Source organism: uncultured Streptococcus sp. (assembly GCF_963525625.1).
Taxonomy (GTDB): domain Bacteria; phylum Bacillota; class Bacilli; order Lactobacillales; family Streptococcaceae; genus Streptococcus.
Map to the genome: position 1 here is coordinate 1 of NZ_CAURLD010000004.1, position 11,868 is coordinate 11,868.

Genomic DNA, 11,868 nt, shown 5'->3' on the forward strand with positions numbered 1-11,868 from the left:
AAAGTGTGATAAGTCCAGTTTTTATGCGGATAACTAGATTTTTATGCTATTTTTATACTTAAAAATAGTCTAAATCACTCATCTAATCGAATAAACATCATTGCGTTAAGTAAGGAGATGAGTGCGACCGTATTAATATTATTGGAATAGATCAGTCTCTTATTCTCAATGGGTGGAATAATAAAATTAGAAATGATGATATCGTAAGGTGATTCTTTTAAAGAATCGATTGATAGTTCTAATTTATTCCAAACCTCAAGTTCAAAATTGTTGCTGCAATAATAAGAAAGGGTCTCTGCTACTGATTTTGCATGATACTGATCAAAATTACTCATGACTAAAACTTTTAATTTAGGCTGATTTTGTAAAAGATTCAGCACTAAATGTTTGCTGTGAGTGATAAAAGTATAGGATAGGTGGTTGACTTTCATTGGTGTGCTATGGATATCCAAAGTCTCTAGGTAATGTTCAATCCCTTTTTTAATATCTGAAACAAATTGAGGGAAAATATTTTGAAAGTTCTTGATGGTATTCCCTTTTTGATCAAACAGAATAAACTCTGTAGATAGTTCCTGACGATGCAGATGTGCTGTATTATGCAAATGCCAAATAAGATTGTCATTATTGTCTATTTTTAGATTATATTTGCTTTCTATCTGATCAATTAAATCACTTAATAATTGATACGAATTTTTTACATAGCTGTCTGTTTTTGCGCAGCTCATAAATAGATTTTCATCAATGAAAAACATTTTTTGAAAATAGGAGACAAATAGTTGACCTATCACTTCTTTATTCAAAGAGATATGATATTCAGAATCAAAGCTCGCTACAATGTCTTCGATTCCTTCTGCCTGCATGAAAGATTCTAGCAATTGATTGTTAAAAGAATCTTTCTCAACTTCCAAGAAATGACCAAACTTTATTCTATATAAATTTGTAACCAGGAGCAATTTTAACATTCTTTGAGTTGCAAAATTGACAGGAAATGCAGTTTCTTTATAGACCAGTGCTAACAGCTTACATAAAGGTTCTACTGAAAAATCTGTAAAGGGCCATTCAAGAAAATAATATTTTTCCGAAAAATATTGTGCAAAAAAATAACGGATATCAATCTCATCTCCAATAATCCGAGCAGGATTGAGACTAATTTTAAAATTATATTGTTTTTTTATGATTTTGTTAATATGACTGATTATACGATAGAGTGAAGAAGAGCTTATATAAAACTCTTTACAAATATTCTCAGTTTCATATCCTTCGTTAAAGAAGATGAATTCTAAAATTGAAAAATGGGTTGAATGCTTAAAAAAATGGTGATAGACCATCTCTATATCACTATCATCGGTATTAATGATACGTATGCCATTAGTGGAAGAGTGAAAAATCAATTGAGGAAACGCAGACTTGACATGGGATAAATCATCTTTTACTGAACGTTCTGTACAATTCAATAGTTCAGCCAGCTCAGAAATATGAAACCAGCGTTTGTTTTTAAATAGTAGTTCTAGTAGTTCTAATTGCCTGTGGCTCTTTTTAGATAGTAATTCTCGCATTAAAATATTATCTTTCTTTATATAGTGTTTTTATTATCAGGCAATTATACCATATTTTATGCATTTAACCTCATTTAACAACTCAAAAATATATCTAAAAATACTGATAAAAGCTTATAAAAAAAGGAATTATTAATTTTATGTATCTATGATACATAAATACAGAAAGAAATCCAAGCCGAATTATTATGCTTTCAAGTTGGGAAATTATATAATTATATTAATCAAAAAATAATAGTAAAAAATATTATTAAATAATTTTGATTTAGAAAAAATTAGAAAGGAGAATCAATATGCTTTGGTCTATTATTGTTGGAGGTCTTATTGGTCTTATTGCTGGATCAATCACCAAAAAAGGCGGCTCAATGGGCATTATTGCAAACGTTGTTGCAGGTTTAGTTGGTTCTGCTGTCGGTCAGTCACTTTTAGGAACTTGGGGTCCTAGTTTGGCTGGTATGGCCTTGCTTCCTTCTATCATTGGTGCAGTTATTGTAGTAGCTGTTGTATCATTTTTTGTAGGTAAAAAGGCATAAATTGTCTTTTACTTTTCAAAATACAATTTAAAATTTAATGATGTGAGGATTCAATATGTCAAAATCAAGAAAAATACTTTCCCTTATTTTCTGTATTTTAATCTTGACAATTTTGATTCCTGTTTTGCTAGACTTTCATAAAGTCAGCGGTCTGGGACTCCAGATTTTCGGTTGGAAATTATTCACTTGGAAGCAGATTCCTTTTGTGGGCTACTATCTTTCTAGGTATGTTTTCTGGGGCACTGTGGTTTTAGCAAGCTTAATCTTACTACTGATGTTAGTGATATCTTTTTATCCTAAGAGACGTTTGGAAATTCAGCTAGCTGATGCGGATGGGAAACTGATGCTGAAAAATTCAGCAATTGAAGGGTTTGTTCGTAGTCTGTTAACAGAACACGGTTTAATTAAAGATCCTACAGTTTCAGTAAATAGCCGTAAAAACAAATGCATGGTTTCCGTTAAAGGGGCAATCGTTCCTTCGGAAAACATCATCAAGAGAAGTCAGTTGATTCAAGAAGAAATTGCGTCTGGATTGACAGAATTCTTCGGAATCAATCATAATGTCAAGCTTAAAATCTCTGTCTCAGACTTCAAGCCAAAAGAAGTGGCTAAAAAAACTACTAGTCGTGTAAAGTAAGGAAGTAAAAAATGGAATGGTTTAAAAAATATCAATATCCAATCTTGTCTGGATTAGCAGGCATTATTCTAGCGTGTTTTATCCTATCCTTTGGCTTCTTTAAGACTCTATTTGTCTTGATTTGCGCTACTCTAGGGGCAGGAATCGGATATTATATTCAAAAAAATAATATATTTAAATAAAAATAAAGGAGTTTAACATGTCAAATAAAGATGTTAAAGATGTTGCTAAAAAAGAAGTTGCTCAAGAAGCTCACGAAGTAAAAGGTGAATTGACTTATGATGATAAGGTCATTCAAAAAATTATCGGTCTCTCTTTAGAGAAAGTTTCAGGTTTGCTGGCTGTTGACGGCGGCTTCTTCTCTAACATAAAAGATAAATTGGTCAACTCTGACAATGTCACTCATGGTGTCAATGTTGAAGTTGGTAAAGAACAAGTAGCTGTTGACTTGAATGTTGTTGCAGAATATCAAAAGAATGTTCCTGCTTTATACAAAGAAATCAAGAAAGTTGTTGTAGAAGAAGTTTCTAAGATGACTGATTTGGAAGTTGTTGAAGTAAATGTCAATGTTGTTGATATTAAAACGAAAGAACAACACGAAGCTGACTCAGTAAGCCTACAAGATCGTGTAACAGACGTTGCTGAATCAACAGGCGAATTTGCTTCAGAGCAATTCGAAAAAGCAAAATCTGGCATTAGCGGTGGCTTCTCAGCTGTTCAAGAAAAAGTTGGCGATGGTGTAGAGGCTGTTAAAGACGCTGCATCAAATGAAAAAGCTCGCGTTCGTTAATTCTCTAACCAAGATTAGGAATTCTTATATTCTTTCATTGCTTTAAAATTTGAAACTAATAACGGAGGTATCAATTATGTCTACAGAAGAAAAATTCAACCAAGCTAAAGGTTCTGTAAAAGAAGGCCTGGGCAAATTAACTGGTGATAAAAAAACAGAAAAAGAAGGAGCTGCTGAAAAAGTAGTTTCTAAAGTTAAAGAAGTTGCAGTAGATGCCAAAGATGCTGTTGAAGGCGCAATCGAAGGCGTTAAAAATATGGTTAAAAAAGACGAAAAATAAAACCAATAGTTGATTTTCCTTATAAAAAGTCTTTGTTAACTATAGTAACTAAAAAGAGAGAACATTTAATCCTGTTCTCTCTTTTTTGTGTATTTGGCTAGGAAAATTGTTCCTATTCCTTGTTTTTAGTTGGAGTTTCTTTCTTCTCCTTTTCCTTATCAATTTTTTGAAGTTCATGGTCATTTTTATATTGAATAATATACTCGACTATGTCTTTTTCGGTCAATCGATCATTGGATAATTGTGAAATTTGAATTGAAATATTTTTCAAGCCATAATCGTTTTGTTTACTAAGGATTTCTTTCAATTCCTCATCTGAAAGATAGTTTCCTGAAATAGTTAACTTTAGAGTATTATCTTCTTTATCATAGTTCTTTTTTAGGATTGTGTTGTCTTTAAACTGATCAGATAAGTATTTATTTATAGATTCATTGATTAAGGTCTCTCTCACTAAGGTAGTCGCTGAAACCAAACTTGGAATAATAAGAATAAGCGAAACTAGAATTAATATTTTTCGCATTTTATAGGCTTCTTGATTGTGTTTAATGTAATGATTTTTCACCATAGTTAAGCTCGTCCCTATGTATGTAGCAAGCATAATGAAACTACAGTTAATGAAAAATAAGTAGGATGCTCCTAACATAAACTCAAAGTTTCCCGTTGCTATAGCATAACCGACAGTACATACTGGGGGCATAAGAGCTGTTGCGATAGCAACTCCAGGTACAATGTTATTTGCTTCTTTTTTTCGTGCTCCAATAACTCCAGCTACCCCACCCACAAAAGCTATAACTACATCCCAAATTGTTGGTGAAGTTCTGGCAATAATTTCTGAACTTGCATAAGAAATTGGAGAAATAAAAAAATAAATCGTAGATGCTAAGAGGCTTAACAAAACTTGAATAGAAAGAATTTTAAACGACTTTCTGAGTAGTTTCATATCAAGTATTGCTAATGAAAAACCAATTCCAATAATAGGTGTCATCAATGGAGAAATCAACATTGCCCCAATGATAACTGGAGTGGAATCCATGTTTAAGCCAATAGATGCAATCAACATTGCACATAACAAGGTAGCTAAATCGCTTCTTGATAAATCTAAATCATCGTAGAGCTTATCTCTAAATTCAGCTAAAGAATAAAGTTTATCCTCTTTTAAAATTTTTCTCATAATAGTATTCCCCTTATTAAAGTCCTCTAAATTATAAATTCATGCGAAGCAATGAATGAAATAAGTCATATTCCAAATAAAATACTGGAAGAGGTATATAACCGCTATTTATTTTAACATAAAAAATTACGATTAGAATCAAAGTTCTTAGTAGAGGACTCTTAACATTCTTACTGGATTGAAAAAGCAACACATACTGAATTATTAATCGAATAACAAAACAGCATCTAGTTTGACAGCCTTTTTTCTTTGTGTAACTACTTTTTCGAAAATCTTAAAATATTTTTGTATTTTTAATGTGTAAACGCTTGCAAAAATCTAGATAGAGTACTATAATAGAGTTAAGGAAATAGGAAGAAAGGAAACCAAATTCATTCGCTTTTAAGTTTACTTTGTTGGTATAGTTGTTTGTGATACATAAGTAGTTGCTTTACTTGACATATTGGTTGAATTGTCAGACAGGCCTGCTTAGCTTGCCTGATTGTAACGATAGTATAGAAAGTAGAAGCTTTTAGATGGTTTTCAAACTTCGAGAATTCAATCAATAGTGCTTTATTATGTTATAGAGATTTCCAATGCTAAGATAAAAAGAAAATCATTAGCGGTTGAAGGAATTAAAAGTTTATAAAAAATAATAAAAACAATAAATCAAAAAAATTGTTATTCAGTTACACCTTGGATGAACTGATTGCTCTCATACCAGCGAAGTAAACCAGACCTCTAGCCGAGTAAAGCTAGAGGTCGTTTTTTTGCTACGATTGGCATGCCGTGTATCTGGGGTGAAAGCCCTCTGGGGGCTGTTTTCTTGTACTTTGCAAGTATAAGATACCGTTGACAGGAAAGGGTTTCCATTGTATATTTATATTAGGAATGATGATTGGAAAACAATTAGCAGTTAGGAGGGAGGTTATTGTAGGAGCAGTTTTTCAAGTGTCATCATTGCTTTTCATTATTAGGAGGGTATGATTATGCCGATTATAAGAAAAGTTCAAATGTATCTTTTGCTTCTGTTTTTCTCTTTGAGCGGTGTCTTGCCAAGTCAGATTGTCTTTGCGGAGCAGTCGCAGAATGGTGTCTAAAGATTTGATTGACAAATACCGCTGGATTTCGCTGATTCAGTACAATGGCATGCGGGTCAGCAAGCGGATGCTCCGATACTATGGTGTTGACTGGTGATAAGCAATTTGCAAGACCAAGTGAGCCAATAAAAGGTGAGAAACCCGAATATCATACAGCTTGATATTCGGGTTTTTGGAAAGGTAAAGAGAAAATGAAGCTGAAAAAAGAAAAATGTCGGCACCAGCTGTTTGACTATGAGGCCGACTATGTCATCTGCCCGGCCTGCGGTGAGCCTATTGCGGAGAATATACCGAATAATCCCAATTTCAAGCTGCAGATGATTCGGCGGAGTCGGAAGTATAAAAGATTTTTAAGGTGGAAAAAAGGTTATTTCTTTTTCTTGTTTTTAATATTATTTTTAATGTTATTCATTATCTTCAATTATCAATTCTTGGATAGTTTAGTGATTAAAAGCTACGGGATTACAGGTATTGATTCTTTTGAGCCTATTCTCAAATGGAGCTTCTATCCCTTCAAAGATGTTGTAGAGACAGCGGCCGTCCTCACTTTTATTCTTGCAGGACCTCAGCTTGATAGACGAGAATGGCTGAGACGCTGGCATCTTCAAAAGCATGCACATTACTATTTGGCATCATATCTGTATCCAGTAATCAGAGTAGCAAATTATATTCTGTTAATTTATCTAGGCAGTGAATTTTGGAGTAAGCTTATTTATTTAGAAGAGATGGACTTGTTGAATTATCACTTAGGTGGTCAGGAACTGATTTACGCTAGCGCGGTCTATGCTAAGGAAAATCTTCGCGGCCTCTACATTGTGCTGGGCCTTAATTTTCTTGCAGACTGCTGGCTCTTTTTCTACCAGCGCTTGGCTATATGGGCGAATCGTTTTTAGGATTTATGAAAGAGTATGAATATGAAAAAAGAAAAATGCCGCCACCAACTGTTTGACTATGAAGCCGACTATGTCATTTGTACGGCCTGCCTCTTTCTGCCTCTGATCTTTCCTTGCCATATCGGTCTTTGGGTAGCAGTGATTGGAATTTTGGCGACCTAAATCCTGCCCGGCTTTCTCAGTAATCCCAATCACGGTTTTGTCTCGGCTGATCTCAGCCCCATCGATTTTCCTCATTTGATTGAGCGGCTGTTTCTTCTGGACATTATCACTTTTGGGTAGAAGTTGATTGGGCTTTCCGAGCATTTCGGCAATGAAAATTTCCCTCCTGTCTGTCTTCTGCCCTACACTCCTTGTAATAAGCTAGAACGTAGATTCTCAATGAGGTTTCTGCTTATAGAGGTAGCGCTTCCGATTCTAAGCTTGATAGCTAGCCTGCTGTTCTTTTCTGCTCATGCTCTAGCAACGGTCGGGCTGGCTTTCTTGGTTACAGCTGCGATAATGGTTTATTTTGTCCGTTTTAATCTGACTGGCAAAGCCTAACCCTAAAAAGGGACAGTTTGCGGCTGTTTCTTTTTTTGCTGTCGGTGTGTTTTTTCGTGGTTAGAAAAATAGCTCCATTCTAAGTGACAATGGAAAAACAATTTTTCTTTGTTTTGAAAAAAGCTGAAAAAATGCTATAATAGGTTAGATATGCGAACCTTAGGTTTGCAAGACTGTAATTCGACTTGGCTAGCCAAGGACCGTTAGTAATAAAATAAGGAATCTTTGATAAAAGTGAGGTTCTGAAAATTGAATAGGAGAAAAAATGAGCAAGAGCAATATTAAACTGATTGCTTTGGGTGGCGTACGTGAAAATGGTAAAAACCTCTACGTTGCCGAGGTGGATGATTCCATTTTTGTATTGGATGTTGGGTTGAAGTACCCAGAAAATGAGCAGTTGGGTGTGGATTATGTCGTTCCCAACATGGACTATTTGTTTGAAAACAAGGAGCGGATTGCGGGTGTCTTTCTGACGCACGGCCACGCGGATGCGATTGGTGCTCTGCCTAATCTTCTGGCAGATGCTAAGGTGCCAGTTTTTGGATCAGAGTTGACGATTGAGCTAGCCAAACTTTTTGTTAAAAATAACGATGCAGTTAAGAAGTTCAATGATTTCCATGTGATTGATGAAAATACTGAGATTGAATTTGGCAAAACCGTGGTTTCCTTCTTCCGGACGACCCACTCGATTCCTGAGAGTTTGGGAATTGTCATCAAGACCAGAAAAGGCAGCATCGTTTATACAGGTGATTTCAAGTTTGACCAGTCTGCAAGCCCCTCCTACGCGACAGACTTTGGTCGTTTAGCTGAAATTGGCCGCGAAGGTGTTCTGGCCTTGCTCAGTGATTCAGCCAATGCGGACAGTAGTGTTCAGGTGGCTAGTGAGAGCGAGGTTGGCAAGGAAATCGAAGATACAATTGCTGACTGGGATGGTCGTGTGATTGTTGCGGCGGTTGCCAGCAACTTGTCTCGTATCCAGCAGGTCTTTGATGCAGCTGCTGAGACTGGCCGCCGAGTAGTTTTGACAGGCTTTGATATTGAAAATATCGTTCGTACGGCTATCCGCCTCAAGAAGCTGTCCTTGGTGGACGAACGCCTCTTGATCAAGCCCAAGGAAATGTCTAAGTTTGAAGATCATGAATTGATTATCTTGGAGACTGGCCGGATGGGTGAGCCTATCAATGGCCTGCGCAAGATGTCGATCGGACGTCACCGCTATGTGGAAATCAAGGAAGGCGATTTGATTTACATCGTCACGACGCCGTCTATTGCCAAGGAAGCGGTCGTAGCTCGTGTAGAAAATATGATTTATCAGGCAGGGGGCATTGTCAAGCTGATTACCCAAAACCTGCGGGTTTCGGGTCACGCAAATGCGCGTGATTTGCAGCTCATGATTAACCTGCTGCAGCCTAAGTACCTCTTCCCGATTCAGGGTGAGTACCGCGGCTTGGATGCTCATGCCAAGGCTGCCATGGAAGTTGGCATGCTGCCGGAAAATATCTTCATTCCTAAGCGTGGCAGCATCATGGAATATGACCATGGTGATTTTGTGCCTGCTGGTGCAGTATCAGCTGGAGATGTCATGATTGATGGGAATGCGATTGGCGATGTAGGCAATATTGTCCTGCGCGACCGCAAGGTCTTATCTGAAGATGGTATTTTCATCGTGGCACTCACAGTTAACCGGAAGGAAAAGAAAATCATTTCCAAGGCTAAAGTACACACCCGTGGCTTTGTCTATGTCAAGAAGAGCAGAGATATTTTGCGTGAAAGCTCTGACATTATCAATAAAACCGTGGAGGACTATCTGGCGCAGGATAGCTTTGACTGGGGCGAGCTGAAGGGTGCTGTCCGTGACAGTCTGGCCAAATATCTCTTTGACCAAACCAAGCGTCGTCCAGCTATTTTGCCGGTCGTTATGGAAGTGCGGTAAAAATCTCAACACAAATACAAGAAAAGTCGGGCTTCGGCTTTTTCTTGTCAGGAAGATACGAAGGAGAAATGCGAATGGCAGTGATGAAAATAGAGTATTATTCTGAGGCTTTGGAGATGGAATGGGGTGTCAATGTCCTCTATCCGGACGCAGCTCGTGTGGACAAGCCGGACGATAAGGATATTCCTGTTTTGTACCTGCTTCATGGTATGAACGGTAACCACAATAGCTGGCTCAAGCGCTCAAATATTGAGCGTCTGGTTCGCTCGACGAATCTGATTGTTGTCATGCCGAATACCAGCAACGGCTGGTACACCGATACTCAGTACGGTTTTAACTATTACGAAGCCATCGCTGAGGAGCTGCCTCGGGTGCTCAAGCGCTTTTTCCCAAATATGTCAGATAAGCGGGAGAAGAATTTCATTGCTGGTCTTTCCATGGGCGGATACGGATCCTTTAAGCTGGCTCTCAAGTCTAACCGCTTTTCATACGCGGCTAGTCTTTCTGGCGCTTTGAGTTTTCTTGATGCTCGTCCAGATAATGCTGAGATGGCAACACCAGCCTATTGGCGAGGAGTTTTTGGAGACTATAAAGACTGGACCAGCAGCCCCCATTCGCTGGAGAGCATAGCCAAGCAGTCTGATAAAAAGACCAAGCTTTGGGCATGGTGCGGCGAAGAGGATTTTCTCTACGCGGCTAATCAGGAGGCAGTAAAAAACCTGCAAGACTTAGGCTTGGAGATTACATACAGCCACAGTCCAGGTAAGCATGAGTGGTATTACTGGGAAAAGCAGATGGAGAATGTACTGGCCTGGCTTCCTATCGACTTCCAGCTGGAAGAGCGCCTGTCGTAAATATAGACTGTAAAGTCGTATTATGCCCTCAGAGTATGATATAATGATTACGTTTGAAAATCGGAGTGGGAATGATTCCCCGAAATACAAATAGGAGAATGGAACTTTGACAAAAGCGATTCGAGTGCGTTATGCACCAAGTCCGACTGGACTTTTACACATCGGAAATGCGCGGACTGCGCTCTTTAACTACCTCTATGCTCGTCATCATGGCGGAACCTTCATTATCCGTATCGAGGACACAGACCGCAAGCGCCATGTAGAAGACGGAGAACGCTCACAGCTTGAAAACTTACGCTGGTTGGGTATTGACTGGGATGAAAGTCCTGAGACTCACGAAAACTACCGCCAGTCTGAGCGCTTGGATATTTACCAAAAATACGTCAATGAACTTTTGGACAAGGGCTTGGCTTACAAGTCCTATGTGACTGAGGAAGAATTAGCGGCTGACCGCGAACGTCAGGAAGCAGCTGGTGAAACACCACGTTATATTAATGAGTTTCTAGGCATGTCAGAGGAAGAAAAGGCAGCCTATATCGCTGAGCGCGAAGCAGCGGGCATTATTCCAACGGTTCGTCTGGCTGTCAATGAAGCTGGTGTCTACAAGTGGACTGACATGGTCAAGGGCGAAATTGAGTTCGAGGGCGGCAATATCGGTGGTGACTGGGTTATCCAGAAGAAAGACGGCTACCCAACCTACAACTTTGCTGTGGTTATTGATGACCATCTGATGGAAATTTCACATGTTATTCGTGGAGATGACCACATTGCCAACACGCCTAAGCAACTCATGGTTTATGAAGCTCTGGGCTGGGAAGCTCCAGAATTTGGGCACATGACCCTGATTATCAACTCTGAAACAGGCAAGAAACTGTCCAAGCGCGATACCAATACCTTGCAGTTTATCGAGGATTATCGCAAGAAGGGCTACCTGCCAGAAGCAGTCTTTAACTTTATTGCACTGCTGGGCTGGAATCCTGGTGGCGAGCATGAGATTTTCTCTCGTCAAGAATTGATTGAGCTCTTTGATGAAAAACGTCTCAGTAAGTCCCCAGCTGCTTTTGACCAGAAGAAGCTGGACTGGATGAACAACGAATACATCAAGAATGCAGATTTTGACACAATCTTCGCTCTGGCTAAGCCGTACTTGGAAGAAGCGGGCCGTTTGACAGATAAGGCAGAAAAGCTTGTGGAACTCTACAAACCACAAATGAAGTCTGTAGACGAAATCGTGCCGCTGACAGACCTCTTCTTTGCGGACTTTCCAGAGTTGACAGATGCAGAGCGTGAGGTCATTTCTGGTGAAACGGTACCGACCGTGTTGACAGCTTTCAAAGAAAAGTTAGAAGCTATGTCTGATGCAGATTTTGTGACGGAGAATATCTTCCCACAAATCAAGGCTGTCCAAAAAGAGACAGGGATCAAGGGCAAAAACCTCTTCATGCCGATTCGGATTGCCGTTTCGGGTGAAATGCATGGACCAGAGCTGCCAGATACGATTTACCTGCTGGGTCGTGAAAAATCTATCCAGCATATCGAAAACATGCTGAATCAAATTCAATAAGATAAACCAGCTTTCGAGCTGGTTTTTACTTTGCA

The 11,868-nt window shown here is 38.6% G+C and carries 12 protein-coding genes; 10 read left to right on the plus strand and 2 right to left on the minus strand.

From position 1 onward, the window contains the following. Positions 1-74 precede the first annotated feature (74 nt). A complete protein-coding gene (locus RYK49_RS03160; RefSeq protein ID WP_314864843.1) occupies positions 75-1,556 on the minus strand; it encodes a M protein trans-acting positive regulator PRD domain-containing protein in 1,482 nt (493 codons plus the stop codon). 293 nt (positions 1,557-1,849) lie between these two features. Here RYK49_RS03160 and RYK49_RS03165 point away from each other — a divergent pair, with 293 nt between their 5' ends. The 5 genes from RYK49_RS03165 (at position 1,850) to RYK49_RS03185 (ending at position 3,796) form a co-directional block, all read left to right on the plus strand. After that, a complete protein-coding gene (locus RYK49_RS03165; RefSeq protein ID WP_314864845.1) occupies positions 1,850-2,089 on the plus strand; it encodes a GlsB/YeaQ/YmgE family stress response membrane protein in 240 nt (79 codons plus the stop codon). A 55-nt stretch (positions 2,090-2,144) separates the two neighbouring features. Continuing rightward, a complete protein-coding gene (amaP, locus tag RYK49_RS03170; protein ID WP_314864847.1) occupies positions 2,145-2,726 on the plus strand; it encodes an alkaline shock response membrane anchor protein AmaP in 582 nt (193 codons plus the stop codon). An 11-nt stretch (positions 2,727-2,737) separates the two neighbouring features. Next, positions 2,738-2,908 (plus strand): DUF2273 domain-containing protein, encoded by a 171-nt coding sequence (locus tag RYK49_RS03175; protein WP_002905455.1) that lies wholly within the window; start codon positions 2,738-2,740, stop codon positions 2,906-2,908. Between the two features lie 17 nt (positions 2,909-2,925). Next, a complete protein-coding gene (locus tag RYK49_RS03180; RefSeq protein ID WP_314864850.1) occupies positions 2,926-3,516 on the plus strand; it encodes an Asp23/Gls24 family envelope stress response protein in 591 nt (196 codons plus the stop codon). A gap of 76 nt (positions 3,517-3,592) precedes the next feature. After that, positions 3,593-3,796, plus strand: a complete 204-nt coding sequence (locus RYK49_RS03185) for a CsbD family protein (RefSeq protein ID WP_002908609.1) — start codon at positions 3,593-3,595, stop codon at positions 3,794-3,796. A 112-nt stretch (positions 3,797-3,908) separates the two neighbouring features. Here RYK49_RS03185 and RYK49_RS03190 read toward each other — a convergent pair whose 3' ends face one another. Further along, positions 3,909-4,967, minus strand: a complete 1,059-nt coding sequence (locus tag RYK49_RS03190) for a TIGR00341 family protein (RefSeq protein ID WP_314864852.1) — start codon at positions 4,965-4,967, stop codon at positions 3,909-3,911. 1,270 nt (positions 4,968-6,237) lie between these two features. On the opposite strand from RYK49_RS03190, the gene RYK49_RS03195 reads away from it, so the two are divergent. The 5 genes from RYK49_RS03195 to gltX all read left to right on the plus strand — a co-directional run bounded on the left by RYK49_RS03195 (position 6,238) and on the right by gltX (position 11,833). Further along, positions 6,238-6,939, plus strand: a complete 702-nt coding sequence (locus tag RYK49_RS03195) for a hypothetical protein (RefSeq protein WP_002928110.1) — start codon at positions 6,238-6,240, stop codon at positions 6,937-6,939. A gap of 21 nt (positions 6,940-6,960) precedes the next feature. Beyond that, positions 6,961-7,101: a hypothetical protein gene (locus tag RYK49_RS03200; protein ID WP_173361642.1), complete on the plus strand. Its 141-nt coding sequence runs from the start codon at positions 6,961-6,963 to the stop codon at positions 7,099-7,101. Between the two features lie 646 nt (positions 7,102-7,747). Beyond that, a complete protein-coding gene (locus tag RYK49_RS03205) occupies positions 7,748-9,415 on the plus strand; it encodes a ribonuclease J (protein ID WP_002908617.1) in 1,668 nt (555 codons plus the stop codon). A 74-nt stretch (positions 9,416-9,489) separates the two neighbouring features. Then, positions 9,490-10,269 carry an alpha/beta hydrolase family protein gene (locus RYK49_RS03210; protein ID WP_314864854.1) on the plus strand — a complete coding sequence of 260 codons (780 nt, stop codon included), beginning with the start codon at positions 9,490-9,492 and terminating at the stop codon, positions 10,267-10,269. Positions 10,270-10,375: 106 nt separating this feature from the next. After that, entirely contained in the window at positions 10,376-11,833 is a 1,458-nt protein-coding gene (gene gltX / locus RYK49_RS03215; RefSeq protein WP_314864856.1) for a glutamate--tRNA ligase, read from the plus strand. The last annotated feature ends 35 nt before the right edge of the window (positions 11,834-11,868 follow it).